Genomic DNA, 19,298 nt, shown 5'->3' on the forward strand with positions numbered 1-19,298 from the left:
CTCGCGTTCAGGCTGCCGTTGCCGTCTTGACGCCGGCAGCAAGCTCCGCGTCCACCGCATCGGCCAGCTGCTTGAGCGAGGAGAAGTGGAAATCGGGCCTAGTCACCACCTTCGGAGCCGGGGTTCCACCGAACCCCTGCTGGCCCTGGCGACGCTCGATCCAGCAGGTCGTGTAGCCAAGTTCGCGGGCCACGCCGATATCGTGATGCTGGCTCTGGGCGACATGCAGGATTTCTGACTGCTTGAAACCGAAAACCGACTGACGCCCCTTGTTAAAGGCAAAAAACTGCGGATTGGGCTTGGCGCATCCGGCCTCATCACAGGTGACGCTGTCGTGAAACGGATTACCAAGCGTATCGGAATAGGCGGAAAACGCCGTCCGGTCGGCATTCGTCATGGCGACAAGACGAAAGTTCTTGCGCAGGCGAGCGAGCGCTTCCACGGAATCCGCGAAAGCAGGCCAGCGCAGCACGGCAAGCTGGAAGGCTTCCGCCGTGGCGTCATCATTGTTGAAACCGAGTTCGTTGGCGAGAGAAAGATAGACGTCTTTCATGGCGAAGGAAGACCGTCCATAGAACTTGTCGCGGCCGCGCTTGTAGGGTTCGAAAATATCGTCGTCGGTGGCCCTGGCCGCCTTTTCGCCGCCGAGCGCACGCACCGCATTAAGCACACCCGTTTCGAAATCGATCAAAGTGCCGACCACATCGAAGGTCATGACCTTGAATTGCGTAAGCTGCATAGTCTTCATCCTTGTTTACTGCATGGAATGTCTCAACCCGCTTCGGGAACGATCACCGTGTCTTCGGGGTGGAGTGAAAGCACGATCACTTCGCCCGGCGATTTCATGAGCGCGCGGCCTGTGTGGTTGCTGGGAAGTCGAAAACTCAGATCGTCGCCACTGTCCAGCCGCACGAAAACCCGAATGCTTTCGCCCTGATAAAGCGTATCCGTGACGGTACCTGTCAGCCTGTTGCCGCCATCGGCTTGAGCGCCATCCGCCACCACGAGTTTTTCCGAATGAACCACGAGATGCAGGTTTTCGCCTTCCGGCACGCGATGCGCCGTGCGCAGCAGCCGGTCTCCCAGCCGCACCGCCGTTTCGCTTTCGCGCCGAACCGCAAGCAGGGTCGCCTCGCCAATGAAACGGGCGACGAAGGCGTTGACGGGACGATCATGCAGGCGCTCCGGCGTATCGACCTGCACCAGACGTCCCCTGTGCATGATCGCCACGCGGTCGCTCATCGTCAGCGCCTCGCGCTGATCATGCGTGACATAGACGATCGTGGCGCCGAGCCGCTTATGCAGGCGTTTAAGTTCGATCTGCATGGTCTCGCGCAGCTGCTTGTCGAGCGCCGAAAGCGGCTCGTCCATGAGAATGAGGCCCGGCTCGAAGATCATGGCGCGCGCCAGCGCCACGCGCTGACGTTGGCCCCCCGACAATTCGTGGATACGCCTGCTATCATAACCGGTGAGTTCGACCATTTCGAGCGCGGCCTTGAGTTTCACCGGCCAACTCGCCTTCGGCAGCCGCCGAGCCCTTAGCGGAAAGGTGATGTTTTCGCCGACGCTCATATGCGGAAAGAGCGCGTAGTTCTGAAAGACAATACCGATATCCCGCTTATGCGGTGGCTCAAATGTAATATCCCGATCACCTAACCAAATTGACCCCGATGTCGGCTGGACAAAGCCACCGAGAATTCCCAACAACGTGGTCTTGCCTGACCCCGAAGGCCCGAGAATGGAAACGAATTCGCCGGGAGAGACATCGAGATTGACATTGTCCAGCGCACGAAACGTTCCGTAGCACTTGACCGCCTCTTTGATGGAAACGCCTACCCGCTCTGTATTTGGCTGCTCAATCATATGATTCCACTAAAAAACCCCAGTACATCCGGTGGTAATCCGACGTATGGCAGCGCGTTTTTACAGAACGAAGAGCAGATTTGCAGCCTGTGACGCCCGGCGTCGACCTGAAACCAATCTGTCGCGTTCCCCTCAATTCACGGAAGGTCTCTCGCCTTCGTTGACATTAAAGAGACCAAACAAAAGGCGGATAGGCAATTGAAAAAAAATCTATACGATGTTACATAGTGTAATGACATTCCTCCGTCGCTCCCTGCCCTCCATGAACGGCCTCTTCACTTTCGAGGCCGCTGCGCGCTGCGGCAGTTTTTCAAGGGCAGCAGACGAATTGAACGTAACGCCGGCGGCTGTTAGCCGCATGATGTCCCGACTGGAGGAACATCTTGATACGACATTGTTTCTTCGGCAGCCCGGTGGCGTGATGCTGACGGAACCCGGCCAGCTGCTTTTCGATGCGATTGCCAGAGGCTTCGCCGGAATAGAAAGCGCCTTGCGGGAAATCGAGGATCGCCGAACCGGTATCGAAACCGTTTCCCTTTCCGTCTCGACCGGCTTCACCACGCACTGGATGATGCCGAGAATGGCCGAATTCAAAAGGGAATTTCCCAATGTCGATCTTCGTTTTCAGCTCATGATGGGCGCCCTGGCGGGGCCGGTCAACGACGTCGATCTTGGGATGCGCTTCGTAGACGGACCGGACAGGCATCACGAGGCAGCTTTCGTCATGCCCGAAATCCTGCTGCCGATATGCAGTCCGGGCTACAGGGAAAGCCATGCCATTTCCGGCAACGATATTGATCGCGTGCCGGATACGACGATCAACTTAAGCGATGCGCAACCCAACTGGTCGACGCTGTTCACACCGGCCAGCGGCAGCGACCCGCAGAATTCGATGATCTTCTCCGATTACGCCATCGTCGTGCAAGCTGCTCTTCTGGGCCAGGGCGTGGCGCTTGGCTGGCTTAACGTCGTCGCCCATTGGCTGCGGACACGGACACTGGTTCCAGCGAGAGAACAATTGATGGTCACCGGCCGGCGCTGCCATCTTATCCGGCTGCGTACCAAGCCCGCCCGACCGATCGTCACGCAGGTCAAGGAATGGATGATCGGTGAATTAAAGGCAGACGTCGAAGCGGTGAGCGCGCTTTATCCGAATTTGAATATCGATTCAGTGGGTTCCGACGTAACCATCAATCAAAAACAAGGCTCTTAAAGGGATCCTAACCGACGACACCGACATAAACCTAAGCGTCTTAAAAATTGAGGTTTGCCCCATAAGCAAAGCGTCGGATCGGTCATGCCGAGCCGAAAGCAGTATACGATCTCAAACCCAGACATATTGCCTCGCAGGCTTGGCGCTTAGCTATAAATGTCGCAAAATCATCCAGCTGGAGCAATAACTTGCATGGCCGGTGTCATCCGTCGGGTATAGATTTCATCTCAACGAACCCAATCATGCAGGCTTACCGTGGATCAGATACTCGCCATTCGAACGTTTGTCCGCGTCGCCGAAGCCGGCTCTTTCGCCAAGGCGGCGGATACGATGAACCTGCCCCGGTCCTCCGTAAGCAAGCTCGTGCAGGATCTTGAGGCGCATCTCGGGACAAAGCTGGTGGAGCGCACCACGCGGTCCGTCACAATGACCACCGAAGGCGTCGCCTATCACGAGCGTGCGCTCAAGCTCCTCGCCGATCTCGATGACATGGACGGCACTGTCGCCGGCTCCCGCAGCGCGCCCAAAGGAAAGCTGCGCGTGGACATCGGGTCAGTGCTGGCAAATCAGATCCTCATCCCCGCGCTCTCGGATTTTCAGCACCTGTATCCCGATATCGACCTCATGCTTGGCGTCAGCGATCGCCCCGCCGACCTCATCAGTGAAGGGATCGATTGCGTCATTCGCGGCGGGGCGCTGAGTGACTCCTCGATGAAGGCGCGCAAGCTGTGCGAGTTGGACTACGTGATTTGTGCATCACCCGCTTATCTGAATGGCCTGGAGTTGCCGGAGCGACCGGAGGATATCGAGGCACACCGGATCGTTAGTTACTTCTCCGCATCATCTGGCAAGAGATTTCCATTGCGCTTTCAGCGCGGCGAAGAGCGAAGCGAGTATCTCCCTGCCTCTGGCGGCGTTTCCGTCAACGAGAGTACCGCGCATCTGAACGCGCTGCTGTCGGGGCTGGGAATTGGCCAAAGCTTCGGATTTCTCGCGCGGCCCCATTTCAATAGCGGAGCGCTGGTCGAACTGTTGCCTGAGTGGAAGCCGGACAATCATCCACTGCACCTCGTCTACCCGGCCGACCGATTTCCAAACCCGCGGCTGCGGGCCTTTACGGAATGGGCAGCGAAGATATTCGAAGCCGTCGATGTCAGACGCAATGTGCCTGCGGAGACCATCCATCCCCATGGATAATGTCTCCACCCTGAGCGGCTTCTGGCCGACAAACTGATGAACTAACTTCTCCTCATCGGACGGCGACAAGGCCAACAGCCAACGCCACTTCCCGAACAGTTTCAAGATTTCAACAGGCCGCGCATTCGGGCTGAACCCTTTCGCGCGCCCGGCATCAGGAGAGTAAAATGACCAACAGACTTGAAAACAAGATCGCCGTTGTCACCGGTGCAACAAGCGGCATCGGCCTAGCAACTGCCAAGCTTTTCGCCGCCGAAGGCGCACGCGTTTACATCACCGGCCGCCGCAAGGATGCGCTCGACAAGGCAGTGGCTGAGATCGGCCATGGCGCGGTGGGCGTACAAGCCGACTCCTCGAGCAACGACGACCTCGACAAGCTGTTTGCTCAGGTTAAAGCTGAACAGGGTCGTCTTGACGCCCTCGTCGTCAACGCCGGTGGCGGCAGCATGCTTGCGCTCGGTCAGGTCACCGAGGAACAGATAGATGAGACCTTCGGCCGCAACGTGAAGGCCGTCATCTTCACGGTGCAGAAAGCGCTTCCGCTTTTGGGCAAGGGTTCATCGGTTGTGCTGACCGGCTCGACCGCAGGCACCGAGGGCACGGCTGCCTTCTCCGTCTACTCCGCCTCCAAGGCCGCCGTCCGCAACCTCGCCCGCTCCTGGGCGCTTGATCTCAAGGGCACCGGTATCCGCGTCAACGTCGTCTCGCCCGGCGCCACACGCACCCCCGGCCTCGTCGAACTTGCCGGTGACGACAAGCAACAGCAGCAGGGCCTGCTCGACTATCTCGCCTCGCGCATCCCGCTTGGTCGCGTCGGCGAGCCCGAGGAAATCGCCAAGGCAACCCTGTTCCTCGCTTCCGACGATGCGAGCTTCGTCAACGGCGCCGAGCTCTTTGCCGACGGCGGCCAAGCCCAGGTCTAACGTCATAACGGGAGCGGCTGACAGCCGCTCCACTTTAATCTCAAGGAGAGCCCGCGATGCGTGCCGCAGTCTATTTCAAGCATGGGAAGCCTGAGGACGTTCTTCAGACAGTCAAAGTCGAAAATCCCAAGCATCCTGAACACAACGAAGTGCTGATCCGGTGCTTCTCCGGCCGGTCCACCATGGCGACCTTCTCGGTATAGCAGGACGCTACCAGCCGCGAGCAGCGCTTCCGAAAGAGGGCGTGCGCGTCGGTTTTGAAGGCTACGGAATCGTCGAGGAAGCGGGCGGTGGCGTCGATCTGAAACCCGGCACACGTGTCGCCTTCTTCCCCGGCCGAGGCGCTTGGAGCGAAAAGGCCACCGTCCCGGCGGAATACGTCACCGAAATCCCCGATAACGTATCGGATGAAGCCGCGGCACAACTTCACGTCAACCCGCTGACGACCGCACTTCTTTTGCGGGCCGTTGAGACATCCGGCGCGAAACCGGGCCGCGACGTCGTCGTCTTCACCGCCGCAGGCTCCGCCGTTGCCAGACTGGTGATCGGACTGCTTCTCGATCGCGGCTTCGATGTCGTCGGCGTCGTCCGGCGGGAAGCCGGCGTGAACGAGCTCAACGTCGTGTTTCCGGATCTGCCGGTGGTTTCCACCGATAAACCCTGCTGGCAGGACAAAGTGATTTCAGCAGCAGACGGCCATCCGATCGGCGTCGTGTTCGACCCTGTTGGCGGCGAGACCGCAAGTACTGCGGTCGGGCTGCTTGCCCAAGGCGGCAGCCTGGTTTCCTACGGCGATCTTTCCGGGCATCCGATCTCGGTGCCCGCGCTTTATTTTTCGACACGCGACATCCGGATGTCAGGAGTGACGGTCGGGCGGTGGGCGGGCTTACCCGTCGAAGTCCGCAAGGCGGACCTGAAGCTGGCGCTTGAGCTCGCAGCCAGCAAGCCGGAGCTATTTCAGGTGGAGCTATTTCAGGTGGAGCAGACGTTCGATCTCGCGGACGTCGGCAAGGCTGCCGCACTTGTCGAAAAGCCCGGTAAATCCGGCACGGTTCTGATCGCGTCACGCTAGGCACCGCGCAACCGAAACACATCATCAGCCACCCAAAGGAGAAAACGGCCAAGACCGACCACGACAAAACCCTGCCGACGAATATGCTCGATAGCGCCTCTTATCGCGTTCACCTTGCTGCCGTGGTCCAATATCGCTGACAACTTCGTGCTCAGGTTGAAATTTGCAAAAAAGGCCGAACGGAAGCTGATCATGCGATTGCATGAAACTAAAGAAGACATGCCCGACAACGCAACCGTCATCGACGCCAGGGCACCACTTGTCAGCGTCGTCGATGATATTCTGGCGAAATGCGGAAAGGTCGATCAAGGCCTGCAGACAGCTTCAGGCTCGCTCCGCCTCAGGCAAGCGCCTTCTTCACCGCGGCCAGACCCCGGCGCAGGAACGGATCGGAATGGACGTAGAAGAATTGCACGCCACGCTCCCGCCAGTGCGGCATTTCATCCAGCGTCGCGAGCGTTCCCGCGATCTTTCCAGCTGCGCGTATCTTGTCGACGGCAACGGCGACCTTCTCCATCACCACCTCCGGGCGCGGTTCGCCGAATGGCGGCGCGGGCGGGTATCCCATATCCTGTGAAAGATCGCCGGGGCCGATGAAGAATACATCGATGCCCTCTACCGCCAACATCTCTTCAAGCGCGTCGATTGCATCGACCGTCTCTATCATGGCGATCACCAGCCGTTTTTCATAGTCGGACGGCAGGGCGTAACGTACCGCATCGACAATCGCGCGAGCTTCGTTGGCATTTGCGACCATGGGCACCATGATCCCGTCTGCGCCTGCATTCAGGTAGCGGATGATGATCGGCCGTTCATGCGAATGCGGCCGCACGATTACAGAACCACCCACCGAGCGCACCACCTGCCCGGTTGCCCGCACATCCTCGAAGCTCCAGGTGCCATGCTCGCAATCGATGAAGACCGCATCCGCGCCAAGCTCCACCAGCCGGGCAGAAAGACCTGAATGTGTATGGTGTGGCGTGAACATACTGATCGCTTCACCCGCGGCAAGACGGACGCGCAGCTTTGCTCCATTCATGAACGTTTCTCCCTTACTTGTTTTTCGGCATATCCGGCGTTTCGTCCGGTGCCCCTACCCAGCGCGCAACGTCGATATCCTTTGAGGTATCGCGCATATGGGTCGGGCAAATGTGCAGTTCCGGAATGACCGCACTTCCGCTCAGGCTGGCGCAAAGCGTGATGGCGCGGGCCACGTCGTGCGGATCCATCATCACGGCGCGTTCTTCCTTGAGAGGCGGACGCGCGCGGTTGTTCATGATCGGCGTGTCTGTCTCACCTGGCAGGATGGTCGTCGCCCGGATCCCCTGGTTGCGATAGGTATTGTGAAGGAAGGTCATGAAATTCTTCACGCCCGCCTTCGCAGCGCCATAGGCAACGCCGCCCAGAAGATTGGGATTGAGGGCCGCGAGCGAAGAGACCGTAATGATGGTCCCCTCACCCTTTTCGATCATCTCCGGCAGCACGGCCTGTGTCAGGTTGAACACCGCCGTCAGATTGATGTTGACGGTGGCGTTCCACTCGTCCTCGCTGATAAAGCGGGCGTTGAGAACCTTACTGGCAGAACCGGCATTGTTCACGAGGATATCGATGGGGCCGACCGCTTCCCGGATCGACTTGATCGTGTCGAAGATCGCGTCACGCGAGGCAATGTCCAGCGTACGGGCGATAGCTTTGCCCTTCTTCTTTTCGATCAACTCCGCGACTTCCCGCAGCGGATCGAGGCGGCGGCCGGTCAGCACAACCGTCGCTCCTTCCTTCGCAAGCAGGATTGCAGTTTCACGGCCGATGCCCGAGCCGGCCCCGGTTACCAGAGCGATCTTTCCGTTCAGCAGTCCCATCGTCGTCTCCTATTCGGCTGCGGCAGCAATGGCACCAGAATAGCCGAAGATTTCCTTTGCCGCCTTCGAGGTTACCAGGCCTTCGGCAATATCCTGCTCGATCAATCCGTGCGAGCGTTCTGCAGCACGGCCCCAGCCGCCGCCACCAGGCGTCTGGACTTCGAGACGTTCGCCCGTCTGAAGAACCACCTTGCCCTTCGGGAAATGCGACTTTCCTTCCTTCATCACCTTTCCGGCGGAGCCGCTCTGCCCTTCCACCACGCCAAAGCAGGGATGGCGAACGCGTTCCGATGCCAGATAGATGTTCATCGGGTTCCTGCCGAGATTACGCAGGACGACACGCTGGCCAAGGCCGCCGCGATGTTTGCCGGCACCGCCGGAGTCGGCGATAAGCTCCTTGCGTTCCGTCAGGACCGGAACGGCGACCTCGAACATTTCAATGGCCGTGACCTTGCAGTTGGACGGGAAGCTCAGCGTATCCAGCCCGTCGAATTCGGCGCGGGCCCCCTGCCCGCCATGGAAATTCTGCACGGAGGCATATTGCGTTCCGTCGTTGCGCTGGCCGACGCAATTGGCAGCCCAGATCGGCGCACCGCCACTGTCGCCCAGCACCTTTTCCGGCACGATGCCTTCAAGCGCCTTGAAGATCAGCGAGGGAATGACGTGACCGATGAGGTTGCGCGAATTGCCCGCCGTCCATTCCTGCGGATTGAGAATGCAGCCGAGCGGCGCCTCGTCGGTGATCGGAACGATGCAGCCCTCATTATTGGGGGTTTCTGCATCGAGCAGGCATTTTAACGCGTAGACCGAATGGGCGTAACGATAGTTCGTGCGGCAGTTGATCGAGTGCAGCACCTGATCCGAGGTTCCCGTATAGTCCACATGGATGGAATCGTCCCTGACTATGACCGAGGCTTTGAGTTTGACGTCGACATCGTAGCCGTCGAGCAGAACCTCAGCGGAATAGGTACCGTTCGGCCATTCGCGGATTGCCTTGCGGGTCTGCGCCTCGGAGCGGGTATGGATGGCGTCTGCAAGTCCGTCGACATCGTCCAGCCCGTATTCGTCGAGGAATTTCACCAGTTCGCGGCCCATGACGTTATTGGCAGCGATCATCGATTCCAGATCGCCGCGCACTTCCGTGGGAAGGCGGACGGAGGCTGCGATGATGTCGAACACGTCCTGGTTCGGAACGCCCGCCTTGAGCAGCTTGACGATGGGGAAACGGATGCCTTCCGCGAAAATGTCGCTTGCTTCCGAATGCAGCGGCGCACCGCCAATATCGGGAAGGTGGGCGATCGATCCCGCATAGGCAACAACCTTGCCGTTCTTGAAGATCGGCGTGATCATCGTCACATCAGGCAGGTGGCCGGTTCCGATTTCCGGGTCGTTGGTGGCGAGAACATCACCCTCTTCGAGCGTTTCGACAGGAAACTTCGGCAGGAAATATTTCTGCGCTGCCGCGGGAAGCGAGGTGATGAAGACCGGGATAGACCAGGTGCATTGCGCAAGCGCCCTGCCCTTGCTGTCGAGAAGAACGGTGACATAGTCATGGTTCTCACGCACGATTGGCGAAAATGCCGTCTTGCCGAGCACGTTATCGGCCTGATCCGCGATGAAGATAAGGCGGTTCCACATGACCTGAAGGTTGATCGGATCGTTGAAATCGGTAGCGGGTTTCGACATCTGATTGCCCCTTAGAGAATGTTGATCACGAGATTGCCGTGGGCATCGACGTGGAAGGTGCCGCTCGGTCCGACGACAGCCGTCGATTCACGCTGCTCGACGATGGCAGGTCCCTTGACTTCGTGGCCGACCGGCAGCTTGTAGTGGTCGTAGACCGAGGTCTCGACATAGCCGCTCGCCTCCTGGAAATAGACTGCGCGGCTGCCTTTTTTCGCTTCGGCAACGATGGTTTCGTGCGGCCGGGTGACCTGATCCTTTTCGCCGCTGGCGCGTAGACGCCAGGTGATGACTTCCAGTGGTGCGGCGACGGTACGGCCGAACAATTCGCGGTAGAGCTTGAAGAAGCTGTTGCGCAACTCTTCGAGGAAAGCCTCTTTCGGCAGTGAGCGGTCAGGAAGCAACACGGTAATCTCGTGTCCCTGCCCCACATGGCGCATATCCACGGTATAACGATTGCTGATCGTCTTCTTGGGAACACCAGCGGCCGAGACGACTTCCGCGCCCTGGGCGGAGAGATCGTCGAGCAGACGGTTCATCGCATCGATATCCCAAGCCTCGATTGCCATCGGATGGCTTGCAGAGAGATCGACGGCGACCGGTGCGATCAGCAGACCGATGGCAGAGCTGACGCCGGCACCGGTCGGGCAGATGATGCGCGAGATACCGAGCTTGCGGGCAATACCATAGGCATGCACCGGACCTGCGCCGCCAAAGGCCACCATCGGCAACGAACGTGGATCAACGCCAAGGTCTGTCGCATGCATGGCGGCGGCCTTGCTCATGGATTCATTGACGAGATCGTGGATGCCCCAGGCGCAACGTTCGACCGATACATCCAGCGAGGCGGCCAGTTTCGACATTGCCTGATGTGCGGCGTCTTTTGAAACCTTGAAAGAGCCACCGACAAAGGATTCCGTTCCCATATAGCCGAGAAGGATATCGGCATCGGTCACCGTCGGCTCGGTTCCACCGCGCTGATAGGCGGCCGGTCCCGGCATTGCACCTGCGGAATGGGGACCGACGTCGAGGAGACCGAGGGGGTTCTTCGCCGCGATGGAACCGCCGCCGGCGCCGATCTCGATCATCTGGATCGACTGGATCTTCAGCGGAAAACCGGATCCCTTGCGGAAACGCTGGTAGTGCGCGACTTCGAGATCGGTGCCAACGTTCGGCTCGCCATCGGGTATGAGGCAGAGCTTGGCGGTGGTGCCGCCCATGTCGAAGGAGAGAACGCTCGCTTCACCCGCCGTTCGGCCGAATTCGGCGGCAGCGACCGCACCCGCTGCGGGGCCGGATTCGATCAGGCGGACGGGAAGTTCTGCCGCACGGCTGCTCGGGACAAGCCCGCCCGAAGACGTCATCCAGAGCACCTGCCGGTCGATGCCCCTGTTGGCAAATTCTTTCTGTAGATGGGCAACGTGTCCGGACATTTGCGGGCGAGTATAGGCATTGACCACCGTCGTTGAGGCGCGGTCGAATTCGCGCATTTCCGGGCAGACCTCGGAAGACAAGGAAACGAAGATATCTGGGTCTTCTTCGCGCAGGAGTGCGGCGACACGCTGCTCGTGCTGCGGATATTTATATGCATGCAGTAGGCAGACCGCTACCGAGCGGATACCCTTTTCCTTCAGCCGCCCGGCAATCTCGCGGACGGTCTCTTCCTTCAGTTCCGTTATCACTTCGCCATCGGCAGCAATGCGTTCCTCGGCGCCAAAGCTGTTGGCGCGGGTGACGAGCGGATCGGGATATTTGATGTTCAGGTCGTACAGATCGTAGCGTCCCTCGTTGCGGATGCGCAGCATGTCCTGAAAGCCATCCGTGGTGACGAAACCGGTTTCCACGCCCTTGCGCTCAAGCACCGCATTGGTAACGACGGTCGTCGCACCAAGCACCTGCAGCTTGTCAATCGCGATCGCGTCCGCATGATTTTCGAGCAGTTCCGACACGCCCTGCACAACGGCTTCGGCCGGATTTTTCGGCGTGCTCAGGACTTTATGGAGGTGAAGTTCGCCGCTGTCGTCCAAAAGCGCGAAATCGGTAAATGTACCGCCAGTATCGAAAGCCAGTTTTGCCATTGTTTCCCTCGAGCGACCATGCAGCGTTTTTTGCTGCCTTTTGGACCCACAGGTCGGGCCCGTTCACTGATGGGAAATTGAAACGTTCGGTCGGCCTTTGCCAACACAACCTCGGTCTGCCGCCATAGGGTTTGCTTATAGCGAATTCACACGGCACGAATGCCCGGATGGTGCCCACTCTTCAGCTTCGTCACGATTTCGAGAAGCACGGAACGCGCCGCCAGCGCCGGTTCGGAGAGCGGCATGTGATCGGAGACGCAAAGCGACACCGTGGCATCGATGACTGGGGTTGTGAGGGGATGCAGCTGCGCGCCGCTGAAGCTCGCGGTTTCCAGTACAACCGAGGCCGGAAGGATGGTCGAGCCGAGGCCATCCAGTACCGCGGCCCCCAGCGCAGGCACCGATTCCAGTTCTGAAATCACCTCCGGCTTCGCGCGCGCCCGTGCCAGGCCCTCATCGATGAGCCGACGAAGGAAATGCGCCTTGCTTGGCAGCAGCATCGGTCGGCCATCGAGCACTGAGAGGGGAAGCGGCTGACCCGGCTCGGCGGGCAGCACCATGTCGGCGGGCGAGACAAGGAACATCTCTTCGCGAAACAGCGGTTCCAGCGTCACGCCCTTGATCGGATCGGACGTGTAGATGAGTGCCATGTCCATCTTGCCGGTCATGATCAACTCGCTGAGGATATGGCCGAAGCTGTCGTTGATATGAACCGTGATGGCAGGAAATCGCGCCCGCATCTCCTTGATGAGCGGCAACGATAGCGCACTCGACGAGGAATAGGTCGCAAGTCCGATGGAGACGCGGCCGGAAAGCGAGCGCGTCGAGCGGTCAATGTCAGTCTGCGCCTGCTCGATCTGCTTCAGCATGATCTGTGCATGGCGGTAAAGGATCAAGCCGGCTTCGGTTGGCGTGATGCCGACATTGCTGCGCAGAAGAAGCTGGTGCTTGAAGTGTTGCTCCAGGGAGGCGATCTGCTGAGACAGCGCTGGCTGGGCTACGCGAAGGATGCTGGCGGCACGCGAAACGCTGCCGGTATCGACGATCTTGACGAAGCTCTTGAGTTTTTTGAAGTCGACGCTCATCGGTCCCCACTTTATGCGGAAACCCTAGCGCATCGGCGCAGAAACAGAAATCGATTTCTGCAGCGAGAGTACGTAATTTCAATGGGATAGAGTGCTTTTTCCTTCATCCGAAGGCCAAACTCTGTGGGACGCGCAAAAGAATCCTTCCGCGCGCCCGATCTGTTTTTAACGCAGCGCCGCCACAGCACGTTCGATGCGGTTGCAGGCATCCTCAAGCACGTCCATTGAGGTGGCGAAGGAGATGCGGAAATAGGGCGAGAGCCCGTAGGCGGCGCCCTGAAGAGCCGCCACTCCGACGCTGTCGAGGAGATAGAGGACAAAGTCGAGATCGTTTTCGATCACTTTGCCGTCCGCCGTGGTCTTGCCGATCACGCCGGCGCAGCTTGGGAAGAGATAGAATGCCCCATCCGGAACCATGCAGGAGAGGCCGGGGATGGCGTTCAGGCGCTCGCAAGCGTAGTCGCGCCGCTTTTTGTAGACCGCAACGCTTTCCGTCACGAATGCCTGGTCACCCGAAAGCGCGTGGGCGGCAGCGGCCTGGCTAACGGAGGACGGGCAGGATGACATCTGCGATTGCAACTTGTTGATGGCGGCAATGAGTGCGGCAGGCCCTGCCCCATAACCGATCCGCCATCCTGTCATCGCATAGGACTTGGAAACGCCATTGGTCAGTAGCACCCGATCCTTCAGTTGCGGAACGACGGCAACAAGGGTCTTCATCGGCTCGTCCTTGAACCAGACCTGATCGTAAATATCGTCGGAAAGCACCATGACATTGGGATGGCGCAGCAGCACCTCACCCAGCGCTTTCAGCTCCGCCTCGCTATAGGCCGCACCCGTCGGGTTCGAGGGAGCGTTGAGGATTAGCCACATCGTCTTCGGCGTGATCGCCGCTTCCAGCGCCTTAGCTGTCAGCTTGAATCCCGTCTGCTCCGGGCAGGCGACGATGACGGGCGTGCCGTCATTGGCGATGACCATGTCAGGATAAGACACCCAGTAAGGAGCCGGGATGATAACTTCGGCGCCGTTTTCCACACTTGCCATCAGCGCCAGAAACAGGATCTGCTTGGCGCCGCCGCCCACGCAGATTTCACTATCGCCATAGGTAATGCCGAGACGTTTCTGGAAGTCACCGATGATCGCCTTGCGAAGCGCGGGCGTGCCGTTGACCGAAGTATATTTGGTTTCGCCCCGGTCTATGGCCGCATGCGCCGCTGCCTTGACGGCCTCGGGCGTATCGAAGTCCGGCTCGCCAACCGTCAGGTCGGCGATGTCGCGACCGGCGGCCTTCAGCTCCCGGGCGCGGGCCGCAGCCGCCGTGCTCGGCGATACCTTAATTCTCGACACGCGTGATGCAGGCACAAAAGTGCTCATGGGATTTCCTCGTCTGGATTGATGGCTATGGGCTTATCAGTGCGCGGCTTCGAGTTCGCCGCGCATCTTTCCGGTCAGGAACAGTTCGCCGAGTTCGTCATGGGTGATCTCCGCCGGCGTGCCGTCCCAGATCACCTTGCCAAGACGGAGGATAACCGCGCGTTGCGCCACCTCCATTGCCTTTTTGGTGTTCTGCTCGACCAGCAGGATGGTCATGCCGTTGGCATGCAGACGCAGGAGCTCGTCGAACACGATGCCGATAGCGGCCGGTGACAGACCGACCGAGGGCTCGTCGACCAGAAGCACCTTCGGTCGCTGCAGAACCGCCATCGCCACTTCGAGCAATTGCTGCTCGCCGCCGGACATGTTGCCTGCAAGCGTCGAGCGCCGCGTCTTCAGGATCGGAAAAAGGTCGTAGACATAGTCCCGATCCGCCTTCACCTTGGCGTCACGGATGGTATAGGCGGCCATCTGCAGGTTTTCGTCGACAGTCATGACCGGGAAGTTGCAACGGCCCTGCGGCACGAAAGATATCCCCTCGCCCAGAATGGCCCGCGAGGTAGATCCGGCAATGTTCTTGCCGCGCCAGTCGATGCCGCCTTCCTTGATGGTCGTCATGCCGTAGAGCGTCTTGAGCAGAGTGGATTTACCCGCGCCGTTCGGCCCCATGAGGGCTACGAACTGCCCGCCCGGCACCTCCAGATCGACGCCGTTCAGGATATCGAGATTGCCGTATCCCGCGCGCAGGCTCTTGATGGAAAGATTGGTATTAGCCTCCAAGATAGGCCTCCCTCACACGCTGGTCCTTGATGATGTCATGCGGCAGCCCCTCGACCAGTTTCGTTCCCTGATCGAGCACGACCACACGCTGGCAGATGCTGGTGACGACATCGATATTGTGTTCGATGACGAGGAAGCTGACGCCCAGCGATTTGTTCGCATACTGGATCGTCTCCACCACGCGCTCGATGATCTTCGGATTGATGCCCGCCATCGGCTCGTCCAAGAGGATAATTTTCGGTTCCGGCATCAGCATCGATGCGAACTGAATGAGTTTCTGCTGGCCACCGGAAAGATTGCCGGCCGGCTGATGGCGAACGTCCCACAGCCCCGCCATCTTGATCAGTTCGCGTGCCCGCTCCCTGAGCCCTGCCACGCGACGGCGCGACATTCCGCCGAGACCGAATGTCGACAGAAGCGAGGGAAAGGTGAACATCTGGCCAGCGATGATGAGGTTTTCCTCCACATCGAGCGCCTTGAAAGTTACCGTTTTTTGGAATGAGCGCAGCATTCGGCCTTCGCGGGCAATGCGGTTGAGTGACCAGCCGGTGATGTCCTGCCCGTCCAGTATGACTTTGCCGGTGTCCGGCCGCGCAAGCCCGGTGCTGCAATCGAAGAAGGTCGACTTGCCGGAACCGTTGGGGCCGATCAGCCCCGCAATCTCGCCGCGATTGATGTGCATGCTGACATCATTGACAGCCTTGACTGCGCCATAGGACTTGCTGAGGTTCTTGATCTCGAGAATGGGAAGATGCGCCGTCATTTCGAACCTCCGATCGCGTTCCAGAAGCGATTGATCAAGGGCGCGAAACCTTGTCTGAACCAGAAGACGAGAACAAGAAGGCAGAACCCGTAGGCAATCATCCGCACTTCAGGAGCGACGCGAAGGGCCTCGGTCAGTCCCACGAAGAGCAGGCTGCCGAAGACGGTTCCCGAAATCATGCCTGCACCGCCGCCGAGCACGATGATCAGCATCGTCGTCGAATAATACATCTGGAAGGTCAGCGGGCTGACCACCGTCAGATAGTGGGCGTAAAGGCAGCCCCCTACTCCGGCAAAAACGGCGCTCAGCATGAAGACGATCAGCTTGTAGCGCCAGGTCGGGACGCCGAGGGATTCCGCCAGTGTCTCGTTTTCACGGATGGCGACCATGTTGCGGCCCGCCGGCGAGCGGACGATTGCCCATGCTGCAAGCGTTCCGAGTACGCAGATGGCAAGCGCAAGATAATAGAAATTGGTGGTTCCGCTGACGGTGAAGGAAAGCGGGCCAAGTTCGAAATAGGGTTTGGGGATGCCGGAAAGGCCCATGTCGCCACGGGTCAGCGAAATCCAATTCTTGGCAATCGCCTGGCCGATGATGACGAAACCAAGTGTACACATGACGAAGGACGTTGAACGAAGACGCAGCGCCGGAATGCCGAGCGGCAGGGCGATTGCACCGGTAACGAGGCCGGAAGCGATGAGGTTCACGTAAAACGGCGTATCGTAATGGACCGCCAGAAGGCCTGCCGTATAGGCTCCTATGCCAAAGAACGCCGCCTGCGCCAGCGACAGCAGACCGGTGTAACCGACGAGCAGGTTGAGCCCGTGCGCTGGCAACATGAAGATAAGCGCAATGATGAGCGAGTGTGTGACGTAGCGCGTGCCGATGAAGGGCGCGGCAAGTGCGACGACGATCAGGGCGGTGGCAAGCGGAATGCGCAGATCGCGGCGGCGTGCCTGGGGAACGGTGTCTGTGAGAGACATGTCTAGTCCTCAAAATTCGAGAAAACTCGGCTGGCGCGACTTCTAAAAGCGCGCCTGCGTCGAAAACAGGCCGTGTGGGCGCCACATCAGCATCAGGATCAGCGTCGCGAACCCCACAGTGTCGCGGAACTGCAACCCGACATAGGTGGCCACGAGACTTTCGGCGATGCCGAGGATCATGGCCGCGAAGAAGGTTCCGCGAACGTTCCCGAGACCGCCCATGATGATGATCGGCAGGGTCTTGAAGGTGATGAGTTCCCCCATGCCGCCATAGACGCTGACATTGACCGGAGCGGTCAGAACGCCCGAAAGTGCAGCGAGCGCGGCTCCGAGAACGAAGGTCCGCAACACGACCTGGGAGACATCGATGCCGACAACGCCACAGCATTCGACGTTCTGCGAGACCGCCCGCATGGCCATGCCGAGGCGGCTGTAGGTCACCATTAGTTCAAGTCCCACAAACACGATGAGACACACGGCGAGAATGATGATGCGCTGCTGTGCCAGCGTGAAACCGAAGATGGAAATCGGCTCGATATAGCCGCCGGCGAAAAACTTGTAGCCGCCGCCGAAGACGAAAATCACCGTGTTCTGGAGGATCAGCGCGATGCCAAGGGTGGCGAGCACGCCGGACTCCGCCGGCGCCCCCACCATCCTGCGCATCACAAGCTGGCCGACCACATAGGCCACCACCACGGTGGAAAGAACACCGACGACGATGGACGCCTCATAAGAAAGGCCGAGATAATCGATGGCGAACCACGCGCCGAAGGTTCCGAGCATGTAATATTCGCCGTGAGCGAAATTGATGGCTCTCAGCACTCCGAAAATCATGGTCATGCCGACGGCGACGATCGCGTAGACGGAACCCGTGACGATCCCGTTTACGACTTGCTCGAGAATTGTCGAGAACATGGCTGTACCCCTTCCGGTCTGTCAGTTCGCAGGGTACTGGATTTCCGCCGTGTAGGCGCCCTTGATGCTGGGCTTACCGTTCTCGATCTGAAGCAGGATCATCGGAAGGCGCGCCTGGTTGTGGTCATCGAAGGTGACCTCGCCGACCGGGCTCTTGTACTTGATCTTGGAGAGAGCCTCGCGGACCGCATTGCGGTCGGCGCTTCCGGCCTCCTTGATCGCCTGTGCGAGCAGGTTGACGGTATCCCAATGCACATAGGCGTGATTGTTGGGCGCTTCCTTGTACGTGGCTGTGAATTTCTCGACGAAAGCCTTACTGGCGGCAGAGTCGAATTGCGGCAGCCAGGCTGCAGCCTCCACGGCGCCTTCCATGGCCTTCGGCGCGGCGGTGATCGTCTTTTGCGTGTTGAATTCGCCATTACCGATCAGCACGACCTTGCCGGCAAGTCCGAGTTCCAGCATCTGACGGGCAACGATGGGGGTGGTGTCGGCCAGCCCATACATGATGATCGCCTGCGCGCCGTTGTCGCGGATCTTCGCCAGCACGCTGCGGAAGTCGACCTCGCCTTCCTTGTAGTAGTCCTCGCTGAGGATCTCGCCCTTGAAGTCGGGTAGGTACTTCTTGGTGAAGGTGATGGCGGAACGGCCATAATCGCTGTCGACCGACAGCACCGCGAACTTGGTAAAACCACGCTGTTCGGCGGCGTATTTCGCCACCACAAGCGCGCGATTCTCGTCCGTCGGATAATTGCGGAAGGTCCATTTGAAACCGCCGACACCCGCCTGATAGGTGATCTTCGGGTTGGAAGAAGCGGCGTTCAGAAGCAGAACCTCCGCATCTTCAGCGACGGGCTGCATAGCTAGTGTGACGGAACTGGAGACATCGCCAATGACGAAATCGACCTCGTCCTGATCGATCAGGCGGCGGGTCGCCGAAACACCTTCGACCGGCGTTCCCTGGCTGTCGGCGTTGAAGAGTTCGATCTGCTGGCCGTTGATGCCGCCAGCCGCATTGATGTCCTTCACCGCCAGTTCAGCGCCATGCATCGAGAAGGCGCCATAGCGCGCATTCGGGCCGCTCATCGGCGCCACGAGGCCAAGCCTGATCGTGTCGGCCGCATAAGCGGATACGGACATGGCCGGCGACAGGCTCAGGATCGGAGCGACTGCTGCGGAAACCAGTAGAAGTCTGCGAGTAATGCCGTGTTTCATGTTCCCACTCCTTTTCGGATTTATCTGTTCCGGCGCTATACCGGGCGAGCTTTTGCCGCTTTTGCGGTTCTTGTCGATCAACGTCACGCTAATCTTCAAGGCAGAGTAGGTTCATCTCCGGACGTTTTGCCAACACAAGTCCTTTCTGCCGCTATAGCGTTTCCTTATGCCGGGGGGCGTTTCTCTCATTCCAGACGCGGTGCTTCGTTTTTTGCATGGCTTCCATGCAGGCAAATGCCTGTATTTTTTGCGTCCGAATGGACATATCTTGTGCAACACCATTGAAGGAACATATGAA

At 59.2% G+C, this 19,298-nt stretch carries 18 protein-coding genes; 4 read left to right on the forward strand and 14 right to left on the reverse strand.

Annotation, left to right across the window (positions count from 1 at the left end; all coding sequences use genetic code 11):
- Nucleotides 1-7: 7 nt before the first annotated feature.
- Both CRP02_RS01835 and CRP02_RS01840 read right to left on the reverse strand, forming a co-directional pair.
- On the reverse strand, nt 8-739 hold the full coding sequence (locus CRP02_RS01835; protein WP_097170028.1) for an HAD-IA family hydrolase: 732 nt from the start codon (nt 737-739) through the stop codon (nt 8-10).
- A gap of 32 nt (nt 740-771) precedes the next feature.
- Nucleotides 772-1,863 carry an ABC transporter ATP-binding protein gene (locus tag CRP02_RS01840; RefSeq protein ID WP_097170029.1) on the reverse strand — a complete coding sequence of 364 codons (1,092 nt, stop codon included), beginning with the start codon at nt 1,861-1,863 and terminating at the stop codon, nt 772-774.
- A gap of 232 nt (nt 1,864-2,095) precedes the next feature.
- On the opposite strand from CRP02_RS01840, the gene CRP02_RS01845 reads away from it, so the two are divergent.
- The 4 genes from CRP02_RS01845 to CRP02_RS01860 all read left to right on the forward strand — a co-directional run bounded on the left by CRP02_RS01845 (nt 2,096) and on the right by CRP02_RS01860 (nt 6,268).
- Nucleotides 2,096-3,076 (forward strand): LysR family transcriptional regulator, encoded by a 981-nt coding sequence (locus tag CRP02_RS01845; RefSeq protein WP_097098999.1) that lies wholly within the window; start codon nt 2,096-2,098, stop codon nt 3,074-3,076.
- A gap of 255 nt (nt 3,077-3,331) precedes the next feature.
- Nucleotides 3,332-4,273, forward strand: a complete 942-nt coding sequence (locus tag CRP02_RS01850) for a LysR family transcriptional regulator (RefSeq protein ID WP_097170030.1) — start codon at nt 3,332-3,334, stop codon at nt 4,271-4,273.
- Between the two features lie 167 nt (nt 4,274-4,440).
- Nucleotides 4,441-5,196, forward strand: a complete 756-nt coding sequence (locus tag CRP02_RS01855; protein ID WP_097170031.1) for an SDR family NAD(P)-dependent oxidoreductase — start codon at nt 4,441-4,443, stop codon at nt 5,194-5,196.
- 160 nt (nt 5,197-5,356) lie between these two features.
- Entirely contained in the window at nt 5,357-6,268 is a 912-nt protein-coding gene (locus CRP02_RS01860; RefSeq protein ID WP_323455302.1) for a zinc-binding dehydrogenase, read from the forward strand.
- Here CRP02_RS01860 and CRP02_RS27435 read toward each other — a convergent pair.
- The 12 genes from CRP02_RS27435 to CRP02_RS01925 form a co-directional block, all read right to left on the reverse strand.
- On the reverse strand, nt 6,265-6,510 hold the full coding sequence (locus CRP02_RS27435) for a hypothetical protein (RefSeq protein WP_179783908.1): 246 nt from the start codon (nt 6,508-6,510) through the stop codon (nt 6,265-6,267). The genes CRP02_RS01860 and CRP02_RS27435 overlap by 4 nt on opposite strands.
- A gap of 98 nt (nt 6,511-6,608) precedes the next feature.
- The gene (locus tag CRP02_RS01875) at nt 6,609-7,307 is read right to left on the reverse strand and encodes an HpcH/HpaI aldolase family protein (RefSeq protein ID WP_097099004.1); all 699 of its coding nucleotides are present in this window, start codon (nt 7,305-7,307) and stop codon (nt 6,609-6,611) included.
- A 13-nt stretch (nt 7,308-7,320) separates the two neighbouring features.
- Nucleotides 7,321-8,127, reverse strand: a complete 807-nt coding sequence (locus CRP02_RS01880; protein WP_097099005.1) for an SDR family oxidoreductase — start codon at nt 8,125-8,127, stop codon at nt 7,321-7,323.
- A gap of 9 nt (nt 8,128-8,136) precedes the next feature.
- The gene (locus tag CRP02_RS01885) at nt 8,137-9,813 is read right to left on the reverse strand and encodes a hydantoinase B/oxoprolinase family protein (protein ID WP_097099006.1); all 1,677 of its coding nucleotides are present in this window, start codon (nt 9,811-9,813) and stop codon (nt 8,137-8,139) included.
- Between the two features lie 11 nt (nt 9,814-9,824).
- Complete coding sequence (locus CRP02_RS01890; protein ID WP_097170032.1) at nt 9,825-11,888, reverse strand: hydantoinase/oxoprolinase family protein; 2,064 nt, start codon at nt 11,886-11,888, stop codon at nt 9,825-9,827.
- 146 nt (nt 11,889-12,034) lie between these two features.
- Entirely contained in the window at nt 12,035-12,973 is a 939-nt protein-coding gene (gene nac / locus CRP02_RS01895; RefSeq protein ID WP_097099008.1) for a nitrogen assimilation transcriptional regulator NAC, read from the reverse strand.
- A 165-nt stretch (nt 12,974-13,138) separates the two neighbouring features.
- On the reverse strand, nt 13,139-14,347 hold the full coding sequence (locus CRP02_RS01900) for an aspartate transaminase (protein ID WP_097170033.1): 1,209 nt from the start codon (nt 14,345-14,347) through the stop codon (nt 13,139-13,141).
- Nucleotides 14,348-14,383: 36 nt separating this feature from the next.
- A complete protein-coding gene (locus CRP02_RS01905) occupies nt 14,384-15,127 on the reverse strand; it encodes an ABC transporter ATP-binding protein (protein ID WP_097170034.1) in 744 nt (247 codons plus the stop codon).
- Complete coding sequence (locus tag CRP02_RS01910) at nt 15,117-15,890, reverse strand: ABC transporter ATP-binding protein (RefSeq protein ID WP_097170035.1); 774 nt, start codon at nt 15,888-15,890, stop codon at nt 15,117-15,119. Before CRP02_RS01910 ends, CRP02_RS01905 begins: the two co-directional genes overlap by 11 nt.
- The gene (locus CRP02_RS01915) at nt 15,887-16,873 is read right to left on the reverse strand and encodes a branched-chain amino acid ABC transporter permease (protein ID WP_097170036.1); all 987 of its coding nucleotides are present in this window, start codon (nt 16,871-16,873) and stop codon (nt 15,887-15,889) included. The genes CRP02_RS01910 and CRP02_RS01915 overlap by 4 nt, the downstream gene beginning before the upstream one ends.
- A gap of 42 nt (nt 16,874-16,915) precedes the next feature.
- Nucleotides 16,916-17,788, reverse strand: coding sequence for a branched-chain amino acid ABC transporter permease (locus tag CRP02_RS01920; RefSeq protein ID WP_097099013.1), 873 nt, complete (start codon nt 17,786-17,788; stop codon nt 16,916-16,918).
- Between the two features lie 21 nt (nt 17,789-17,809).
- Complete coding sequence (locus CRP02_RS01925) at nt 17,810-19,000, reverse strand: ABC transporter substrate-binding protein (RefSeq protein WP_097099275.1); 1,191 nt, start codon at nt 18,998-19,000, stop codon at nt 17,810-17,812.
- Nucleotides 19,001-19,298: the final 298 nt, after the last annotated feature.

It is taken from the genome of Rhizobium sp. AN5 (genome assembly GCF_900215255.1).
GTDB classification, from domain to species: domain Bacteria; phylum Pseudomonadota; class Alphaproteobacteria; order Rhizobiales; family Rhizobiaceae; genus Agrobacterium; species Agrobacterium tumefaciens.

Excerpts from the sequence above, each read along its gene's own strand:
- CRP02_RS01920 (WP_097099013.1), bottom strand. The coding sequence starts at position 17,788 with ATGTTCTCGACAATTCTCGAGCAAGTCGTAAACGGGATCGTCACGGGT.
- CRP02_RS01900 (WP_097170033.1), bottom strand. The coding sequence starts at position 14,347 with ATGAGCACTTTTGTGCCTGCATCACGCGTGTCGAGAATTAAGGTATCG.
- CRP02_RS01855 (WP_097170031.1), top strand. The coding sequence starts at position 4,441 with ATGACCAACAGACTTGAAAACAAGATCGCCGTTGTCACCGGTGCAACA.
- CRP02_RS01890 (WP_097170032.1), bottom strand. The coding sequence starts at position 11,888 with ATGGCAAAACTGGCTTTCGATACTGGCGGTACATTTACCGATTTCGCG.
- CRP02_RS01925 (WP_097099275.1), bottom strand. The coding sequence starts at position 19,000 with ATGAAACACGGCATTACTCGCAGACTTCTACTGGTTTCCGCAGCAGTC.
- CRP02_RS01910 (WP_097170035.1), bottom strand. The coding sequence starts at position 15,890 with ATGACGGCGCATCTTCCCATTCTCGAGATCAAGAACCTCAGCAAGTCC.
- CRP02_RS01915 (WP_097170036.1), bottom strand. The coding sequence starts at position 16,873 with ATGTCTCTCACAGACACCGTTCCCCAGGCACGCCGCCGCGATCTGCGC.
- CRP02_RS27435 (WP_179783908.1), bottom strand. The coding sequence starts at position 6,510 with ATGACGGTTGCGTTGTCGGGCATGTCTTCTTTAGTTTCATGCAATCGC.
- CRP02_RS01840 (WP_097170029.1), bottom strand. The coding sequence starts at position 1,863 with ATGATTGAGCAGCCAAATACAGAGCGGGTAGGCGTTTCCATCAAAGAG.
- nac (WP_097099008.1), bottom strand. The coding sequence starts at position 12,973 with ATGAGCGTCGACTTCAAAAAACTCAAGAGCTTCGTCAAGATCGTCGAT.
- CRP02_RS01835 (WP_097170028.1), bottom strand. The coding sequence starts at position 739 with ATGCAGCTTACGCAATTCAAGGTCATGACCTTCGATGTGGTCGGCACT.
- CRP02_RS01845 (WP_097098999.1), top strand. The coding sequence starts at position 2,096 with ATGACATTCCTCCGTCGCTCCCTGCCCTCCATGAACGGCCTCTTCACT.
- CRP02_RS01885 (WP_097099006.1), bottom strand. The coding sequence starts at position 9,813 with ATGTCGAAACCCGCTACCGATTTCAACGATCCGATCAACCTTCAGGTC.
- CRP02_RS01880 (WP_097099005.1), bottom strand. The coding sequence starts at position 8,127 with ATGGGACTGCTGAACGGAAAGATCGCTCTGGTAACCGGGGCCGGCTCG.
- CRP02_RS01875 (WP_097099004.1), bottom strand. The coding sequence starts at position 7,307 with ATGAATGGAGCAAAGCTGCGCGTCCGTCTTGCCGCGGGTGAAGCGATC.